Raw genomic sequence first — 18,654 nt, 5'->3', positions numbered from 1 at the left:
AATAGACTCATCCACAAAACCAATAAGCTCTTAACTTAATTTGAATTTTGTGTTTACAAAAACAAAGCGACCATGCTAATAATGCCGCTTACTTAATATAAACCATTGCCCTGTATGCTATAGAGTTCACTTAATTTCCACCTTAGCATTCAGTTCTATAAAAACCAAAAATAAAAATTACATGCGCTCTTTTTTTATTCAAAAATCCAAAACAACGCTCTTAAGCTTATGCTGTGCACTTTCTGTTGTCCCATCACTACATGCAAGTGAAAGTGGCACATGGGCACTGACTCATGATAATGATGGTGTTGTTGGCACAGACTATAACTACACCAGCGGGCTGTTTTTCCGATGGTCTTCTCCAGATTCAGAAGATCTCACCAAAACCGCTCCATTTTGGATAAGTACTCCTGCAGAGTGGCTATCTCTTAATCCAAATGCGCATCAAGGCTGGGGAGTCGAAGTATCCCAGCAGATGTGGGCCCCTAAAGACATCTCCCAGACACAACCTCAACCAAATGAACGCCCATATGCTGGCTTACTATATGTCAAAAATAGTATTTATGAACAAACAGACTCCGTCGCCAACCAATATTCATTTTCTCTAGGTTTGGTCGGACCCGATTCTTACACGGAAGAAGCCCAAAAAATCATTCACAGCATCATTGGTTCACCAGACCCACAAGGTTGGGATAACCAAATTCAGTACCAGCCCATTGCTCAACTTGGTGTAAGTACAGATCGACTTATTTTTAGAAAACCAGTCTCTATATATAACGACATAGACATGGGATGGATGGCTAGAGCGGAGCTCGGTAACTACCAATCAGAAGTTGCATTAGGAGGAACGTTCCGGTTTGGAGAAGGGCTAAGCGATAGCTTTGGTTCCACGGGTTTCACTCATGGCAATTTCATCAACACCAACTTCCTCAGTAACAGCAAACAAGGTTTATCCTTTTTCTCTGGTTATGAATTCCGCTACCGTTTTTACGATTTAACTATAGAGGGCGACCTGCCAGATGGCTCACCAAGAGTTGATACACAGCACCTACAAACTACAGTCGTGATTGGTGGTGTATTTTACCAACCTCGTTGGGGGGTCGGGTTAAGCTTAGCCACCAGCAGTGCTGATTACGAGCAAGATCATAAAGAGATATACAGCTACGGATCAATCACGCTCTTTTTGCGTTAAGCAATTGATCAAAAACACTTTCAATACAATAAATGTTCATGCTACATTGCCAACAGTTTAAAATATCAACATGGAGAGTTGAAAATGTTAACCGTAAATAGTTATTTCGAAGACACTGTAAAATCAATTGGTTTCGAGCAAGATGGTGCCACAAGCTCTGTGGGTGTAATGGAAGCAGGTAGCTATACGTTTGGTACGAAAGCAGCTGAAAAAATGACCGTGGTAAAAGGCAACCTAACCATCAAGCTTGCTAACGAAGAGAAATGGAAAACCTACGCTGAAGGCGAATTTTTTCATGTTGCTGCCAATTCATCTTTTGAGGTTCAAGTAGAAGTAGACACGGCCTACCTATGTGAATACTTAGCGTAGCGCTCATCAATACATTAAGTGGCCTTCTTAATTTCAGTTGGCCACTTAGAAAGCGCAGAAAGTATTTTAAAGATCTTTTAGCTTTTCTTTTACTTCATCTGTCCCATTTTCCAGTGCTTCGGCAATACCTTCTATTCCATCTTGCACTTCTTCCATAGGAGCTTTATCCAGAACATCTTCAATTTCATCTTGATAGGTCATACCAATATAAATACCAGCACCCAATACCATCAGTAATAGATATTTTGTCACATTACTTCCTTTCTTCCACATCGAGTATTTTTTGCCGATTATAGACAAAATTAAAATTTATTGAGCACTATTTTTTATTTTTGTTGTCCAATTTTACACAACGCTGACATTGTGACTCAATACTAAGCTTACATTAATAAAACACCGTTTCTATAGGGCGTAACACCATGAAAGATTATCGTTACCGGATACTAAAATCACAGCTCAATAAGCTGACACCGGAACAACTTCGTCTACTCCACAGTGACATTTCACAATTACAGCAACAACAAAAAGCTGAAAAACTATTGAGTGATGAAGAGTTGGATTTACTGCACGAACTGTTTAATAAACCAAGCTTCGTTGCATAGAAAGGATATTGGATGAAGCATAAAAATCGGTTATCTCCGAACAGATGAGCTCTGTTTCAGAGATAACCAATGATAGAGTATTACTTATTATCTTTACCTAGATTTAACCAGGTTTCTACCACCGAATCTGGGTTTAAAGACACAGAGTCAATACCCTGCTCCATTAACCATTCCGCTAAATCTTCATGATCCGACGGCCCCTGGCCACAAATCCCTACATACTTACCCGCTTTATTAGCCGCTTTAATCGCCATAGACAACATGGCTTTCACCGCTTTATTACGTTCATCGAATAAGTGGGCAATGTCTCCTGAATCACGATCCAAACCAAGCGTCAGCTGAGTCATATCATTAGAGCCGATTGAGAAGCCATCGAAGTATTTAAGGAAGTCATCCGCCAAAATAGCATTAGATGGCAGCTCACACATCATGATCACTTTTAACCCTTGATCACCACGTCGTAAACCATGAGCAGCCAATATATCAATCACTGAAGCTGCTTCACTTTCTGTTCGAACAAATGGGATCATAATTTCAACGTTCTTTAAGCCCATTTGCTGACGAACGCGTTTTATTGCTTCACATTCCAGAGCAAAACAGTCTTGGAACTGTGGAGAAATATAACGAGAGGCCCCACGGAAACCAATCATTGGGTTTTCTTCCGTTGGTTCAAAATGCTGACCACCCACTAAGTTGCTGTATTCATTTGACTTAAAGTCAGACATACGAACAATAACGCGTTTAGGCCAGAAAGCAGCACCAATTGTAGCAATCCCTTCTGTCAGCTTGGCAACATAAAACTCAACAGGATCAGAGTAACCTGCAATACGCTTCGTGATTTCCGCTTTTAATTCATCTGATTGCTCATCAAAATTCAGCAAAGCTTTCGGGTGAATACCAATCATTTTATTAATAATGAACTCTAAGCGAGCAAGACCAACCCCTTCGTTCGGCAGACATGCAAAATCGAACGCACGATCTGGGTTACCCACATTCATCATCACCTTCATTGGTAACTCAGGCAGTTTATCAACCGATGAACGCTTCACCTCAAAATCAAGTTTACCTTGATACACAAACCCAGTTTCACCTTGTGCACATGAAACGGTAACCACTTGTCCGCTTTGTAAACGGCTTGTCGCATCATGACAACCAACAACCGCTGGAATACCAAGCTCACGAGCAATGATCGCCGCGTGACACGTTCGTCCACCACGGTTAGTCACAATGGCCGAGGCTTTTTTCATCACAGGCTCCCAATCAGGATCTGTCATGTCAGCAACCAATACATCACCCGTTTGTACCTGATCCATTTGGCTCAAGTCACTCACTACGCGCACCGTACCCGTACCGATTCGCTGGCCAATTGAACGGCCTTCTACCAATACAGCAGAGTCTTGATTTAGATGAAAACGCTCCATCACGTTTGCATCATCACGAGAACGCACAGTTTCAGGACGAGCTTGAACAATCAAAAGCTCACCGGTAACACCATCTTTTGCCCATTCAATGTCCATTGGACGGCCATAATGCTTTTCAATGATCAGCGCTTGCTTTGCTAACTCGTGAATTTCTTGATCCGTAAGAGAGAACGTCATTTGTTCTTCCGCTGTCGTATCAATCGTTTCCACTTGGGTGCCTAACGCTTTACCTTCGCCATACACCATCTTAATTTTTTTAGAACCAATAGTACGGCGAACAACAGCATCATTACCCGCTTCTAGCATTGGTTTATGAACATAAAACTCATCGGGGTTAACCGCACCTTGAACGACCATTTCGCCCAGCCCCCAAGATGAGGTAATGAACACCACCTTATCGAAACCAGATTCTGTATCTAAGGTAAACATCACCCCCGACGATGCAATATCAGAGCGAACCATGCGCTGAATACCCGCCGACAATGCGACACCTTCATGTTCAAAGCCTTGATGCACACGATATGAAATAGCTCGATCGTTGTACAATGATGCAAATACATGTTTTACCGCTTCAATAACAGCGTCAATACCGCGTACATTTAAGAACGTTTCTTGCTGGCCAGCAAAGGAAGCATCTGGTAAATCTTCAGCGGTTGCAGACGATCGCACCGCAACCGATAACATGTCATCGCCATCACCTAAGATTTGATAACACTCTCGGATTTCTTGCTCTAACGCTGCCGGTAATGGCGCTTCAAGAACCCAATTACGGATGGTTTCACCAGCTTTAGCCAGTGCGTTTACATCATCCACATCCAATTTGTCCAACAACTGATAAATTCGTTGCTGTAACCCTTCGTGTTCTAAAAAGCCGTTAAACGCTTCTGCTGTTGTCGCATAGCCATTTGGAACTTTTACTCCCGCTCCGGTTAGATTGGCAACCATTTCGCCCAGAGAGGCATTTTTACCTCCCACCTTGTCTACATCGTTCATAGAAAGTTGGTCATACCAAACTACATTCTGCAGCACGGCGAGTCTCCTTACGTTATTGGATAGTGAAAAAGGTTGATAACAGGTAGAAAAAGCAAAAAAGCTTTCGCCACCAAGCAAACGATTGCGCAGCAGGGTGTATTTATTGTAAGTAATGCAAACGCTTTAGTTATCATTAAGCCCTGAAAATTGTTTTATAAGTGTAGTAGAAAAATTTTTACAATAATTGTTTAACTGTTCAACTTTTTACGCATCGAAAATCAACGATTCGTGATACAAATGACATTTTGGCAGTAAGAACAAGAATAAAGCGCTAGAGCTTATATTTAATAATATTCACGGTGGAAACTTATTGTTGTTTAAATACTCAAAATAGTGGCACGATATATATGAACCACATAAAAAACAAAATTAAAATCATGTACTTAATAAAAATCCAAATACATTTAAATGCATATAAATATAAAAATATGGAATACCTCCCTGTTTATATAAAAGACTCATAACTTATTTTATGAAGTGTTAAATGTCTGATTATGTCGGTGTTCCATACCTAAAAAGTCTTATTTCATTCCTTTCATTTCAAAATTTAGAAAAGTTTAGACAATTATTCAGGCATAGTGTTGGACATTTCCCTCTGAGAAACTTATTCTCGTCAGTTATATTTGTATACAGATATGGCCCTGTCGTGAACTATTCCAATCCATCTCCTCATTTACTGACAAGTGAAAAATCCGTTCTTGAAGCTGTTGAACGTAGAGTCGTAACGTGCGCACCAACATTGACCTTAAAAGAAGCAACAGCAAAAATGTACGCACGCCATTGCAGCTCCATCATTGTCGTTGAAGAAAATAGAGCGATTGGAATTTGGACTGAAGCTGACGCATTAAAAATTGACTTCTCGACACCTGAAATGTTCGAGCAGCCTATCTTTAAGCTCATGACAAAAGATCTATACACCGTCACAACAGATTTTCCCTTAGAAGAAGCCGCAATAAAGCTGAAAGAAAATGGGATCCGACATCTAGTTGTATTAGATAAGAAAGGCGATCTATTCGGCGTGTTATCACAAAGTGATGTGGTTAATCATCAGGGTGCCGAATACTTTTTAAACATGACGGACATCGCCTCCATCATGTCTAACCAAATGCCTCCATCTTTAGAACAAACGGCATCGCTTCAACAAGCTGTTCAAGGGATGAAAAAAGCGCGCAGTGACTCTTTGATCGTTACGAATAATCAAAAACCAGTTGGTTTGATCACAGAACGAGACCTAATCCGACTCATTGCCCACGACACGGTTGATGCCACTTTAGCTGATGTTATGAGTAAACCACTTATCAGCGTTCCGGAAACCATGAGCCTACTTACCAGCCGCTCATTGATGGAAAAGCGCCACATTCGCCATATTGGTGTTAATAATGAAAATGGCAATCTAGTCGGCTTACTCTCTTTTTCTGATATTTTATCGAATATTGAACACACTTACGTCAAGCGACTTAGAACAGTTCTCGCCAACCAATCTGCAAGCCTGAGAACCACTGAACAACATCTTTATATGGCTCACACCCTGATCAATGCCTCTATGGACGGTATCATGGTTACTAACGAGCAAGGCATTATTGAGTCCATTAACCCAGCATTCAGTATTTTAACTGGTTACTCAGAAAATGAGGCGCTACATCAGCCCGCAAGCCTAATAAGCTCTGGCCGCCACGATGAGTCTTTTTACACAGCCATGTGGGACAGCATTAATCACCACGGTCGTTGGCAAGGGGAAATTTGGAATCGTCGCAAAAATGGAGAAGTCTATCCAGAATGGTTAACTATTACTCGCATTAAAGAGCCAAACACTCATCGCATTTTATACGCGGGTATTTTCAGTGATATTACAGAACGTAAAAAATCTGAACAGGTGATTCAGAATCTAGCCTATTACGATCCACTGACCAAACTGCCCAATAGACAATTGTTGTTTGATCGATTAGACATTGCTCTTTCTAGTGCGCAACGTGAAAATCAAAATTTAGCGGTCATGTTTATCGATTTGGATCACTTCAAACGAATCAATGACACGTTAGGGCATACCGTTGGTGATAAAGTATTGTGCGAAGTAACAGAGCGCTTAAAAACCGTCACACGTGAAGTCGATACCTTAGCGCGATTAGGGGGCGACGAACTTGTATTACTACTGACCGAACTCAGCAGTGTTGATACAATTTCCCGGATTGCACAACGAATGTCAGATTGCCTGACAGAGCCTGTAAATATCGATGGTAACCAACTTTTCATTACTTCAAGCATTGGCTGTGCTACCTACCCTAATGACGGGCAAGATCGTGAAGAGTTACTAAAAAATGCCGATACCGCCATGTACCGTGCAAAGCAATCAGGTCGAAATACGTTCCGACTTTATTCATCAGAAATGAACGAGCGCTCTCACTTTCGTTTAAAAATGGAAAACTGCTTACGCACAGCACTCGATAACAATGAGTTTTTCTTGGAATATCAACCCAAAGTATCACTACAAGATCAAACCGTTGTCGGGGTTGAAGCACTTATTCGTTGGCAAAGCCCAGTACTTGGTCGTATTCCACCCGATCAATTCATCCCTTTAGCTGAAGAGCTGAGCTTAATTGAACAAATCGGAACTTGGGTTCTTCAGGAATCGACCCGTCAGTGTAAACACTGGCACCAAATTAGCGCTCAAAAACTGCCCATTTCGGTGAACGTTTCTGCACTACAGTTCAAAAGCCAGAACTTTATTAAGCATGTAGAAAAAGCCCTCAAAGACTCGGAACTGGAAGCACAATATTTAGATTTAGAAATCACAGAGAGTTGTTTGATGGAAGATCCTCAATCTGTCTCTGAAGCGCTTAATGTGTTGAGAAGCCGAGGAGTAAGCATCTCAATGGATGATTTTGGTACTGGCTTCTCAAGCCTAAGTATGCTGACATCACTGCCTATGGATTTTCTAAAGATTGATCGCAGCTTCATGGAAGGAATTCCAGGAAAACAAGAAAATGAAGTATTGGCCTCTACCATCATTTTAATGGCACACAATTTAAAAATGGAAGTCATTGCCGAAGGCGTTGAAACTCAAGAACAGCAAGACTTTTTACACTCTCTTGGCTGTAACCAAATGCAAGGTTATTACTTTAGCCGCCCTGTTTCGGCACACGATCTACAAAACTTACTGCGATAAAAACAATGGAGCCGTTATAATGATAACGGCTCCAAAAGTCTGTTATACCTTATTAGTGGCTTCAGTAAACATTATTGTCCATCAGGAATAACATCTCCGTTCGCATCATACGCTTGTACATTGAAATGATACTCAACACACTTCTCATAATCTCCTTGGAAGAAAGCATTAAATGCATACTGATAAGGAACCAGCTTACAAGCAAAACTATGATTTCCTGGTGTGTTTGGATTCCAACCCCAGTCTTTATCCCACGTGATCAGCAACGCTCCAGCGCCATCGGTATCAAATGGCTTCATATCTGCACAGCCTAACTTTTCACCCGTAATATCAAGGTTTAATTCTTTCGCAAACAGCTTGTAGTAATCAATTCTATTTTGCGCCAAGACAGTTTCAGCCCCTTTGCTGCACTCATACGCGCCATTAATGATTTGAATGGTTGCGCCAAAGCCCGCTTCGATACCTGCCGCTTTATCTGAAGCATTTGGCTTCCATGTGCCATCTATCACATGCAACATACTTGGTTTCGGCGGTTGAGGATAAACATAGAAAAATACCGCAGATGCGAGGTTCAACCAAGTATCAGCGACCAATGCAGGGTTTTCTAATAAGATACTTTGATCACCAAACATAGCCTCAGAAAACGGACCATAGTTATAGTTCCAGCTTAACTGTTTAGCCCCGCGCCCAAAGTAACTTTTGCCCGGCGCACATGGCCATTTTTCACCTTGCCAACCACCACATTTACTGTACGTACCATCCACGACGTCTTCTGATTTGTACCTTTCTCTTAAGAAATACAAACCTTGTCGCCATTCAGGCACTCCTTTAGTCGTTTCCCAATTCGGTGCATGTGCGCCAGTCTCTTGAACAAAGTGGGCAAACATGGTGGTAATAGAGCGTTTACAAATATCGTCTGAATTACGACCATCAGAATAAGTTCGGCAAAAAGCAGGGAATTTAGCGATAGCCTGTAGGAAGCGAGTATAGGTATATTGTTCATTTCTCAAAGGGAATAAATAATTCCACATAGACTCAGAAACCACACTTTCTGCACGACGAACATTATCAGGATTACTGATTTTTAAAGGCGCAACCGCTTCAACACTTGCGTTATCCAAAGTAGCAATGTCAGAACGAACTAAGTTAAAAAGATCGCTACTTGTTAAGTTTTTCTCAATAGCCTCTAACTCACTACGGGGCATCAGGTACCCCCCTTTACCATCTGGGATCACCGTCAATCCCGTGTTTGGATCTGGTAATGGATCCGGTGTTGGATCTGGGTTCGGGTTAGGATCGGGGTTAGGCGTTGTTGTCGGGCATGTTACCGCTTCCCAAAACCAACTGCTTGTAGAAGGAGACTCCCATGAACCTGGGCTATTTTGAGCTTTAAAACAGGATCCGTTATAAATAACAATTTCACCATTAGTGACCGTGGTTGATCCCGGAACCCAAGGCGTTGGCTCTGCTTGTGCAAACACAGAATGACTAATGCCAGCCGTTAACAGCAGTGTTGCGAGTCCTTTTATTTTATATTTATGTTCTTTTTTCATTTTCATTCCCTTCACGTTCAATAAAGTAACTGTTCATTATTTGTTCAAAATAAGTCCAATGAAAACCAAGATTTTATAAAATAAGTGAGCTTTCGAGTGTCATCACATAGCCACTGTGTTGTACATATAAAATGCTCGAAAAGTTAAGACATTTTTCACAAGCATCACACACAAAGAAAGGAAAAACGATTCAACTCACAGTTAAATTATTTATTCGATACAAGGTAGATCTCACCCCTCATAATTAATGAAAACCATTACCTTTTTAGCCAAAAATTCTTTAATTTCTTCTCTAAAGAACGCTGGGTAGCAAGAGAGCACTGTATGAATAACGAAATGCCAATTCGTGATGTATTTTATGTTTCAGATGGGACAGCCATCACCGCAGAAACCTGTGGACACGCAGTATTAAGCCAATTTCCCGTTGAATTTAACCAAATGACATTGCCTTTTGTTGAAAGCATTGAACGAGCAAAAGATGTTAAAAACACCATCAATAAACGAGCTAAACAAACGGGTGAAAAGCCACTTATTTTCTATTCCATTGTCATTCCGGAAGTAAAAGCCATTATTGAAGAAAGCGAAGCCCTTTTTTACGATGTACTGAACATGTTAGTTGCCCCTATTCAGCAAGATTTACAGCTGCAACCAAAGCCTCATTTGCACCGTACCCACAGTATTCATAAAAACATGGAGACCTACGACGACAGAATTGCGGCCATTGAGTATACCCTCGCTCATGATGACGGTATTTCTCTCAATGGATTAGAACAAGCCGATATCATTTTACTCGGGGTTTCACGCTGCGGAAAAACACCCACCAGCTTATATTTAGCCATGCAGTTTGGCATTAGGGCCGTAAACTACCCTTTTATTGAAGATGATATGAGCAATCTAAAGCTGCCCGCTGCTATTGAAGCTTACCGTTATAAAACCTTCGGTTTAACGATCCACAGTCAGCGACTTCAAGCAATTAGAAATGAGCGCTATGCCAACAGCCAATACGCAACGGCACAGCAATGTGAATTTGAATTAGGAAAAGTCGAGGCTATGTTCCGCAGAGAAGCTATTCCATACCTAAACACCACCGATCTCTCTGTTGAAGAAATCTCGACCCGACTGCTCGACATGAGTGGCTTAAAAAGGAAAATGTGCTGAGTAACAAGGGAATCTGATATCCTTAGCGGTATTACACATAGCCAGATGGCTTTTTAATCAAATATCAGTAGTAAGAAGTATGAGTCAGATAGAAAAAGACGTCCAGCAGTGGTTAGAGCAAGTCGTAATAGGCTTAAACCTGTGCCCTTTTGCCGCAAAACCCAACCGAAATAAACAAATCAAAATAGCGGTTAGTGAAAGCAGCACCGAAGAAGCCCTACTACAAGATATTTTGGTTGAACTTCAATTATTAGATCAAAAAACACCAGAAGAGTTGGAAACAACATTGGTTGTTATTCCAAACATGCTAGAAGACTTTTTTGATTACAACCAATTCTTAGATTGGGTGGATGCACTAATCAAACAGCAAAATTGGGAAGGCATCTATCAAATTGCTACGTTCCACCCAGACTATTGCTTCGGTGGCGCGCACCCTGACGATGATGAAAACCTAACTAACCGCTCACCTTACCCTGTTTTACACCTGATCCGTGAAGAAAGTATGGAACGCGTGTTAAAACACTACCCAAACCCTGAAGCGATTCCAGACACAAACATTGCACGAGTTGAGTCTCTAACCGATGAAGAAAAACACAAACTTTTCCCTTATCTGTTTGTATAAACCTACTCGTTTATAAGCGATGAATAGGCACAGGTTAGCCTTGCGTTACTGTGCCTGCATTCCCTGAATCACTCTAGCTCTGCTTTATTCGCAATATTGGCTAGCTTACCATCGAAGTAATTCACTACATTTTCAAACGCGATCTGAAAATACAATTCATAGCTATTCTGCTCTACATACCCTAAATGCGGGCTACAAAGTACATTTGGCATAGTAAACAACGGGCTGTTTGTTATGGGTTCAGCTTCAAACACATCCAATGCCGCAAACCCCGGCCTGCCCTGAACTAACGCCTTTTCAAGCGCCAACGGCTCAACAAGCTCTGCACGGCTAATATTCACAAACAACGCATCCGGCTTCATGACCTTTAGATCTTCCAGTTTGACACAAGAACGAGTAACTTCATTTAATCGTAAGTGCAGCGATAATACGTCTGATTGTTGAAAGAATTCATACTTAGACATCGCAGCAAAAAAACCATCGGCAGTGGCTTTACGACGAGATTGCTCACTTCCCCAAACAAGCACTTTCATACCAAATGCATTGCCGAACTGAGCGATTTGTTGACCTATTTTCCCATACCCCCAGATGCCTAATGTTAAACCTTTGAGCGTTCTTCCTAAACCAAGGGAACCTGAATCTTGCCAAACTCCAGATTGTAGCTGCTGTGTGTACGCACATAAATGACGGCTTGACGCCATAATCAAAGCCCAACACAACTCTGAGGGTGCTACTGGCGATCCTCGACCTTCAGCGACAGCAATATTATATTTTGAGCATTGTTCAACGGAAATATGATTAGAAACTTTCCCTGTTTGGCTGATGAGTTTTAAATTAGGAAGCTGAGCTAAAAGAGATTCTGTTATCTGAGTTCTTTCCCTTATTAGTACAATGGCGTCTCTATCTTTCAGCTGAGCAACTAGCTCATCTTCGTTATCATAAAACTGTGTTAGTATTTTTACATCGTGATTACGAAGCAAAGAGAAACAGTCCAGATCTTTGACCACATTTTGGTAATCATCTAACACCGCTACTTTCATCCGGTTTTCCTTATCAACTAAAACGAAAATCATGACATAAATAGACGGCATTTAAAGCTGATTATTTTCTGAAATCGTTACAAGCTTCAAAGTCTCAATCGTCATAAAACAATAAAAATCAACATTAAACCCCCTATATCTTCTTTCATTATCAGATAAAGCTTCTAAGATTCATCTATACATAGTTAATAAGGGTTTGTTGATATGAAGATAAGACAGTTGGCTACTTCTTTTTTTCTTTTCTCATTTTCCATGCTCAGTTTCGCTGCCGGACACGATATAACAAATGTTCAAATTCAATTAACGGATAACCAAAAAAACACCCTATCACAAGCCGTAATTTGGGCTGTCGCAAAGTCTGGTCAAGCAGTACCCAAAATGGAAGATAAAACTTATGTGATGGATCAAAAAAATAAAATCTTCACCCCCTTTGTTTTGCCCGTTCATAAAGGAGGTACAGTCACGTTTCCAAACTCTGATTCCATAAAGCACCATGTCTACTCTTTTTCCCCAGCCAAACGTTTTGAGCTAAAACTATATAAAGGAATCAAACACAAGCCTATTGTTTTTGATACCCCCGGTGTTGTCGAAATGGGGTGTAATATTCACGACTGGATGTTGAGCTACATCGTGGTTGTGGATAGCCCATACTTCTCAACCACAGACCCAAATGGCTTCATTAACTTCCCGCTAGAACAAGGGGAATACGATGTTTTTATCTGGCATCCAAGATTTGAAAATAAAAACCAACCCGTAAAAATTGAGCTAAACACCCGTGAAACACCCAAATTAACCATACAATTGCGCCAAGAGTTATTGCCTGAAGTAGAACAACAAAAACCTAAATACAATAAGGCCTACTATGAACGCCTTTAATCGATTACACACCAAAATCCTAAGTCTAATTCTTGCGATGATCACTATCGTACTTGCGATTTCTTTGTGGTCTATCCTAAATCGTACCTATACCCATTCTGAGCAACAGATTTCGAATAGGTTAGCAATTGCATCCAATGTGGTACAACACACACTACAAGCAGACATGGCACTGATTCAACGTTCATTAAAAAACATCGGCCAAGACTTCACTATGAAGCAGCTCATCGCGAGTGGAGAAGACGACCCTGACTCTTTACTCTCTGCCTTCAACAATTTTCAACGTCGTATTGAGTCAGACATTATTTTGGTTATTTCACCGAAAAACAGCATCATTGCCAGCACGCGTCCTCTTAGTACCCAACAGGTTCCCTTTTCTGTTCCCAACTTGGCCGACGCGACATTAACGGTTATCGAACTTGAAAATGTTTATTATTTGGCGAGGTCTGTTCCTGTAAAATACGTAGAGCGCTCCCCACAGCCTGACGCTTGGTTAGTCGCTGGCCTCAAATTAGACTCTATTATCAACCAAGAACTTGTTAATTTATCTGGCTTCGATGTCACTCTTATGACCCAAGGGAATGTCAGTGATAAACAAAAATTCAACGTCCTATCTTCTACATTAAACCAAGAGGTTTACTCTGATTTACAAACTTCAAAAGAGTTACCTCTTGGTAAATTTGTAGCGCTAGACATTGCTTATGAAGGCTATATTGCCCAGCGCTTTTCGTTAGGAAAACAAGGGCCACTTCCTGTTTACCTGACACTGACAACTTTAACTACTGCTGCATTTTTGTCATTCCACAGCTTAATTGGCCAACTCTTTATGGTGATTTTTATCTCATTAGTGCTGGCTTTCTTAATCACCTATTTTGTCTCTAAAGGGGTTACACGCCCACTAAATTCGTTGGTCCTCATAGCCAAAGGGATCAGCCAAGGTGACTATTCCAATAAAATCCCTCCCTCTTCCACCTACGAAGTACAATCTTTATCTGATGCTTTTATTGCCATGCAAGGTGACATTAAAGTCAGAGAGCGGGAAATAAACCAATTGGCCTATTTTGATCCACTGACTCAACTGCCAAATCGTAATCACTTTTATTCACAGCTTGAACAACGTTTAAGTCAAAACACATCACCCGCCTCGGAAATTGCAGTACTCCAAATAGATATAGATAGGTTTAAAGAAGTCAATGACACTCTCGGCCATGATTTTGGTGACAAGCTCTTAAAATCAGTTGCGGAACGTTTACAAACCTTCAGTGATAAAAATGTTTTTATTGCTCACCTTTCTGCTGACGTGTTTGCCGTCATTTTCTCAAAGCTCAATACCGTACCGCTCACTACCATTATTGAACAATTCCACCAATATTTTGAATTGCCCTTTGTTATTGATGGCATCTACTTAGATTTAAACGCCAGCATTGGTATTGCCTGCTACCCAGAGCATGCCGACAATGCCCCTAAATTAATGCAGTGTGCCGATATTGCTCTCAATTCATGTAAAAATAAGCACACCTATTACCAAGTCTACGACACCAAGCTGAATACACATTCGGTGATGCGCTTAAGCTTATTATCCGAGCTAAAAGCAGCCATTGCTAATGATCAGTTAGAGCTCTTTTACCAGCCCAAACTCGACTTAAAACAGAATAAAATTGTAGCGGTAGAGTGCCTTGTCCGCTGGCATCACCCGACTCATGGTTTTGTTCAACCCGATGAATTTATTCCTCTTGCCGAGCAAAGTGGCCATATTCGAGATCTAACGCACTGGGCAATCAAAACCGCACTAAAACAGCATAAGGAATGGAAAGAAGCGGGTTATATTTTGCAAATGGCCGTGAATATTTCTGCCATTGATTTGATTGATTTTAAACTCCCCGTTTATACCACCGAGATGCTGGCCGAATACAACCTCACTCCTGACATCTTAAAACTGGAAGTCACAGAAAGTGCAGTGATGTCTGAGCCTGAACAAGCCATCAAAGCCCTTTCCATGTTAAGTACAATGGGAATCAAACTGTCTATTGATGACTTTGGTACTGGCTTCTCTTCCATGGCTCAGTTGAAAAAAATGCCTGTTAACGAGCTTAAAGTAGATAAGTCCTTTGTGCTTGAACTGACCAGTAATGACGATGATGAAGTGATTGTGCGCTCTACCATTGAACTGGCTCATAATCTTAACTTAAGCGTGGTTGCTGAAGGGGTGGAAGATCTCGACGCCATGAACATGCTGACTGATATGGGCTGCGATGTTGCACAGGGCTATTATTTATCCAAACCTATGCCTAAAGCGGATTTTCCGAATTGGTGGGCTAACAATACTGAAGATGATCAAACCTTTAAACCAAGGTGAACAGACAGCGATCTTTTGAGCATTCAGAAGAAAATTAGGTCAGCGTTAATGACACTGACCTAATAAAATAACACGAACAAAACGCGCATTATTTACAAATATGGATTATTTCTCGACAACTAAACGTGAGTTAATTGGCTGTAATGGACGGTTATTGTCCCCCATCACGTCATGCAGTGATGCCAGTTGCTTTTTAGAAGCTTCCACAGGCTCTTGCAGTACAAACCAACGTACCCCTTCACTACAAGGTGGTGTGGTTAATGAACCCGTGAAACGATAGTAATGCTCCGTATCTGGCAGCAGCTCACTTAACTTAACTTGATTTGATAATGTAACACCTTCTTTGCTGCCCGGAATATCTGCCAGAAGCTTCGTTAAGTTTGCATCACGCTTATCACCCACTTCGTACATCACAGCAACAACGGCTAAATTACCGGCTTCATCTGCATGAACAAAGTGAGCCTCTAATGGGTATTGTCTATTTTTAATGTAGTTTTCAGATGGTGTGTGGAAATGGAATTGTTTTAAGTCGAACTCTTTGCCATCCACCAGTAATGAGTTAAAACCACTGATTTCTGACTGAACCGTATGGCCATTATTAATTAGGCCTGTTACAACACCTTGATACTGAATGTCTAACGAGCGTAAATCCGCATCAACAGCTTGATTAATATTAATTGGCGTTTGGTTTTTTCCCTCACCACAAGTTGCAAAGGTATCGCCCCAATTCTCTGCACCGTGCTCTCCTGTGTATGACCATTCCGCAGCCATCACAGATGTAGAAGAAAGAGCTAATCCAAGTAAAGCAGTAGACAATAACGTTTTTTTCATTACAAAATCCTTGTAGTCACGATGGTTTAAACATTAATTGCGCACTAATGAATGCGTTTGAATATGTTAGACCAAATAAATCAAAGACCTGCAATTTTGTTTGAGAGACTTATCTAAAAAATACCACGTAAAAATGGTTGCTATTTACGTGCTAGTACGAAAAAGGCGCTTTACTGGAAAGCGCCTTCACTATAAATAATTGTATTATTAGCCTTGTATAAAAAGGTGATCTCCCTACTCCCAAAGGTAAACTCTACATAACATCGACATTTACCATCAGAGCCTCAAAGCGTTCGTTACCCCGCAGCATTTCAAAATCCGCCTCTTCTGCGGCTAACTCTCTCAATGAGGTACTTCCTTGAATAGCATGTTCGAGATCAGAAAGTGCTTGATCTTCAACACCTAAACAAGAATAAGCACAAGCTCGCTGATATAAAGCATTCGCATTAGTATCGTCCACTTCCAATACCCTATTACATAAGCTGAGTGCCCAATGAAACTCACGTATCTCCATGGCAGCATCGGCCTTATACGTTAACGCTTCCAAATCACCAGGGCGGATTTTTAAAATCTCATCATAGACTTCCATTTTTTGCTCTGGTGTTTGAGAGCTTTGTGCTCGTAGCCACAAATTATGGACTTCATTAATAATTTCAATTTCTTTGTTATTATCACTAATACTGCGTGTTTTTCTTTTTAGCTCTCGCTCTAGATCTTGAAACTTCTTCTCATATTGATCCGCTATAGTACGCAATTGCTGATCAGCCACTTTTTTTGTATTCGTTCTGATCTCTTTAAGAGACTGCCAGCCAATCAAGGCGATTAACGAGGCAACCCCAGCGATGATGTAGAAGAAATACGTAACCGTAACATTAGCGTAATTTAAAGAACGATCGGCGACAGATAACTCACGCTCTGTGATTTCGATAATTAAACGACGTTCTAAGTCTTGCTGATCATGGCGTAATGACTTCAGCTCATCAAGAACATAGCGTTCCATCAAGGGCTTATCGTAGATACTTTTTTCTGAATAGGCTTCATTTTCAGCACTACTAAAAAAAGGCATCATCAATAACATCAGCATCACTAAAGCCATTCTTAGCATAGGCAGTTCCTTTATTAAGGTATTAACAAAAAAATCACCTTAACAATTTAATAACACAGCCGCCATAGATAATTACCTACACCTTTATGCTTTATCCATTGTTAGTAACCAGCTCTGATACCAGACTTTCAAGCATTCAATAGAGCGTGGTCTACACACCAAGTAGCCTTGAATGAGTGCATTCTCATAATTGTCTGAGAGATATTGGTATTCTTCGATGTTCTCTATACCTTCAGCCACTAATTTAATATTCAGTTGATCCGCTAAATCATATAACGACTTCACTACCACCTGACAAAATGTATCTACGTGAATATTAGTGATAAAGCTACGATCAACCTTCACTTCCGTAAACGGCAAGCTTCTAAGTTGATTGATGTTCGTAAAACCTGTACCGAAATCATCGAGAGATACACCATAACCCATCATTCTCAAACGGTTTAACGATTCCAGTTGGACCGTTGTTTTCAGTGCGTATTCTTCCGTAATTTCTAAAATAACCTGTCGGCTGCTGATCTTATATTTGGTTAATATTTGTTCTAGCTGTGTAGGAAAAGACAGATCAGATAACTGATTAGGAGATAAGTTAAACCCTATTTTTACAGTAGGACCGAACACCTCCTGCAACGTAGCATAATCTGCAGCCACCTCTTCAATAATTTGCAAAGTCATTTGATCAACTAAATCACAAGCTTCAGCTGTAGGAAGAAAGCACCCGGGTAAAATAGGGCTTGTTTGCCCGGGTTTAACAATTCTTGCTAATACTTCGACGCTTTCGACTTGATTCGTCTTAGTGTTCAACTTAGGCTGGTAATAAGGCTTCAACCTTTTATCTTTTAATGCAGCGATAAGCTCTAACTGGGTCAGCTTTTGATATTTAAAAAAGCTTTTCTCTTCCAATTGCTCTAACTTATTCAAAGCTTTAGATAAAGCATCAACCTGAATAGGCTTACTCAAACTGCCGATTAAGCACACCTGATTGCGTTTCGCTATCTGAGAGGCTAACGTTACTACTCGTGAATCCATGGCAGAAATAATAATAATCCCACCTTTGAATTTTGCTTCCCCTAAATGACGGATTAATTCCATACCATCCATGCCAGGCATGTTTAAATCCGTTAGAACAGCTGAAAATTTATCTGGTTCTTCTGAAATTTTATTTAATGCTGCTTCTGCTGAATCTTCAGTATAAACATTGTAACTTTCATACTCTTCCAACACTGATGCCATAAACATTAAAATGGCAGGTGAATCATCAATCACAATCAGGTTTTTCTTTTTCCTCATTGCATGTCCCTACAATATGCAACCAATTTACTAAATCTAGTTTAATT

Annotated in this window: 15 protein-coding genes; 8 read left to right on the top strand and 7 right to left on the bottom strand. The window is 40.7% G+C overall.

Going from position 1 to position 18,654, the window contains the following annotated elements; all coding sequences use genetic code 11:
* Positions 1–181 precede the first annotated feature (181 nt).
* Together MHO82_RS01445 and MHO82_RS01440 are read left to right on the top strand one after the other, a co-directional pair.
* Positions 182–1,192, top strand: coding sequence for a lipid A deacylase LpxR family protein (locus MHO82_RS01445; protein ID WP_239182070.1), 1,011 nt, complete (start codon positions 182–184; stop codon positions 1,190–1,192).
* Between the two features lie 84 nt (positions 1,193–1,276).
* The gene (locus tag MHO82_RS01440) at positions 1,277–1,561 is read left to right on the top strand and encodes a pyrimidine/purine nucleoside phosphorylase (RefSeq protein WP_239182069.1); all 285 of its coding nucleotides are present in this window, start codon (positions 1,277–1,279) and stop codon (positions 1,559–1,561) included.
* 66 nt (positions 1,562–1,627) lie between these two features.
* Here MHO82_RS01440 and MHO82_RS01435 read toward each other — a convergent pair whose 3' ends face one another.
* On the bottom strand, positions 1,628–1,813 hold the full coding sequence (locus MHO82_RS01435) for a YtxH domain-containing protein (protein WP_239182068.1): 186 nt from the start codon (positions 1,811–1,813) through the stop codon (positions 1,628–1,630).
* Positions 1,814–1,980: 167 nt separating this feature from the next.
* On the opposite strand from MHO82_RS01435, the gene MHO82_RS01430 reads away from it, so the two are divergent.
* Positions 1,981–2,163 (top strand): hypothetical protein, encoded by a 183-nt coding sequence (locus MHO82_RS01430; RefSeq protein ID WP_239182067.1) that lies wholly within the window; start codon positions 1,981–1,983, stop codon positions 2,161–2,163.
* Positions 2,164–2,243: 80 nt separating this feature from the next.
* Here the strand turns inward: MHO82_RS01430 and ppsA are convergent, their stop codons facing one another.
* Entirely contained in the window at positions 2,244–4,613 is a 2,370-nt protein-coding gene (gene ppsA, locus MHO82_RS01425) for a phosphoenolpyruvate synthase (protein WP_239182066.1), read from the bottom strand.
* A gap of 649 nt (positions 4,614–5,262) precedes the next feature.
* Here ppsA and MHO82_RS01420 point away from each other — a divergent pair.
* Complete coding sequence (locus MHO82_RS01420) at positions 5,263–7,779, top strand: EAL domain-containing protein (RefSeq protein ID WP_239182065.1); 2,517 nt, start codon at positions 5,263–5,265, stop codon at positions 7,777–7,779.
* 71 nt (positions 7,780–7,850) lie between these two features.
* On the opposite strand, the gene MHO82_RS25845 is transcribed toward MHO82_RS01420, so the two are convergent.
* Entirely contained in the window at positions 7,851–8,810 is a 960-nt protein-coding gene (locus MHO82_RS25845) for a chitinase (RefSeq protein WP_343299941.1), read from the bottom strand.
* An 846-nt stretch (positions 8,811–9,656) separates the two neighbouring features.
* On the opposite strand from MHO82_RS25845, the gene MHO82_RS01410 reads away from it, so the two are divergent.
* Positions 9,657–10,490, top strand: coding sequence for a pyruvate, water dikinase regulatory protein (locus MHO82_RS01410; protein WP_239182063.1), 834 nt, complete (start codon positions 9,657–9,659; stop codon positions 10,488–10,490).
* A 79-nt stretch (positions 10,491–10,569) separates the two neighbouring features.
* Positions 10,570–11,112, top strand: coding sequence for a DUF1415 domain-containing protein (locus MHO82_RS01405; protein WP_239182062.1), 543 nt, complete (start codon positions 10,570–10,572; stop codon positions 11,110–11,112).
* 68 nt (positions 11,113–11,180) lie between these two features.
* On the opposite strand, the gene MHO82_RS01400 is transcribed toward MHO82_RS01405, so the two are convergent.
* Positions 11,181–12,152 (bottom strand): D-2-hydroxyacid dehydrogenase family protein, encoded by a 972-nt coding sequence (locus MHO82_RS01400; protein WP_239182061.1) that lies wholly within the window; start codon positions 12,150–12,152, stop codon positions 11,181–11,183.
* A 204-nt stretch (positions 12,153–12,356) separates the two neighbouring features.
* Here MHO82_RS01400 and MHO82_RS01395 point away from each other — a divergent pair, with 204 nt between their 5' ends.
* Together MHO82_RS01395 and MHO82_RS01390 are read left to right on the top strand one after the other, a co-directional pair.
* Positions 12,357–13,028, top strand: coding sequence for a methylamine utilization protein (locus MHO82_RS01395; RefSeq protein WP_239182060.1), 672 nt, complete (start codon positions 12,357–12,359; stop codon positions 13,026–13,028).
* Positions 13,015–15,384 (top strand): GGDEF domain-containing phosphodiesterase, encoded by a 2,370-nt coding sequence (locus MHO82_RS01390; protein WP_239182059.1) that lies wholly within the window; start codon positions 13,015–13,017, stop codon positions 15,382–15,384. Before MHO82_RS01395 ends, MHO82_RS01390 begins: the two co-directional genes overlap by 14 nt.
* 105 nt (positions 15,385–15,489) lie before the next feature.
* Here MHO82_RS01390 and MHO82_RS01385 read toward each other — a convergent pair whose 3' ends face one another.
* The 3 genes from MHO82_RS01385 to MHO82_RS01375 form a co-directional block, all read right to left on the bottom strand.
* On the bottom strand, positions 15,490–16,215 hold the full coding sequence (locus MHO82_RS01385; protein WP_239182058.1) for a carbonic anhydrase family protein: 726 nt from the start codon (positions 16,213–16,215) through the stop codon (positions 15,490–15,492).
* 253 nt (positions 16,216–16,468) lie between these two features.
* Complete coding sequence (locus tag MHO82_RS01380; protein WP_239182272.1) at positions 16,469–17,284, bottom strand: hypothetical protein; 816 nt, start codon at positions 17,282–17,284, stop codon at positions 16,469–16,471.
* Between the two features lie 120 nt (positions 17,285–17,404).
* Positions 17,405–18,607 carry an EAL domain-containing response regulator gene (locus MHO82_RS01375; protein ID WP_239182057.1) on the bottom strand — a complete coding sequence of 401 codons (1,203 nt, stop codon included), beginning with the start codon at positions 18,605–18,607 and terminating at the stop codon, positions 17,405–17,407.
* Positions 18,608–18,654 lie beyond the last annotated feature (47 nt).

Origin of the sequence: Vibrio sp. Of7-15 (assembly GCF_022347565.1) — a bacterium.
Classification (GTDB): domain Bacteria; phylum Pseudomonadota; class Gammaproteobacteria; order Enterobacterales; family Vibrionaceae; genus NORP241.
This window is presented reverse-complemented; position numbering and strand designations above follow the sequence as displayed.

What these genes read in the sequence shown, in the direction of transcription:
- MHO82_RS01385 (WP_239182058.1), bottom strand. Translation starts at nt 16,215, where the DNA reads ATGAAAAAAACGTTATTGTCTACTGCTTTACTTGGATTAGCTCTTTCT.
- MHO82_RS01445 (WP_239182070.1), top strand. Translation starts at nt 182, where the DNA reads ATGCGCTCTTTTTTTATTCAAAAATCCAAAACAACGCTCTTAAGCTTA.
- MHO82_RS01405 (WP_239182062.1), top strand. Translation starts at nt 10,570, where the DNA reads ATGAGTCAGATAGAAAAAGACGTCCAGCAGTGGTTAGAGCAAGTCGTA.
- MHO82_RS25845 (WP_343299941.1), bottom strand. Translation starts at nt 8,810, where the DNA reads ATGTGGAATTATTTATTCCCTTTGAGAAATGAACAATATACCTATACT.
- MHO82_RS01390 (WP_239182059.1), top strand. Translation starts at nt 13,015, where the DNA reads ATGAACGCCTTTAATCGATTACACACCAAAATCCTAAGTCTAATTCTT.
- MHO82_RS01430 (WP_239182067.1), top strand. Translation starts at nt 1,981, where the DNA reads ATGAAAGATTATCGTTACCGGATACTAAAATCACAGCTCAATAAGCTG.
- MHO82_RS01410 (WP_239182063.1), top strand. Translation starts at nt 9,657, where the DNA reads ATGAATAACGAAATGCCAATTCGTGATGTATTTTATGTTTCAGATGGG.
- MHO82_RS01400 (WP_239182061.1), bottom strand. Translation starts at nt 12,152, where the DNA reads ATGAAAGTAGCGGTGTTAGATGATTACCAAAATGTGGTCAAAGATCTG.
- MHO82_RS01380 (WP_239182272.1), bottom strand. Translation starts at nt 17,284, where the DNA reads ATGATGCCTTTTTTTAGTAGTGCTGAAAATGAAGCCTATTCAGAAAAA.
- MHO82_RS01395 (WP_239182060.1), top strand. Translation starts at nt 12,357, where the DNA reads ATGAAGATAAGACAGTTGGCTACTTCTTTTTTTCTTTTCTCATTTTCC.
- MHO82_RS01375 (WP_239182057.1), bottom strand. Translation starts at nt 18,607, where the DNA reads ATGAGGAAAAAGAAAAACCTGATTGTGATTGATGATTCACCTGCCATT.
- MHO82_RS01440 (WP_239182069.1), top strand. Translation starts at nt 1,277, where the DNA reads ATGTTAACCGTAAATAGTTATTTCGAAGACACTGTAAAATCAATTGGT.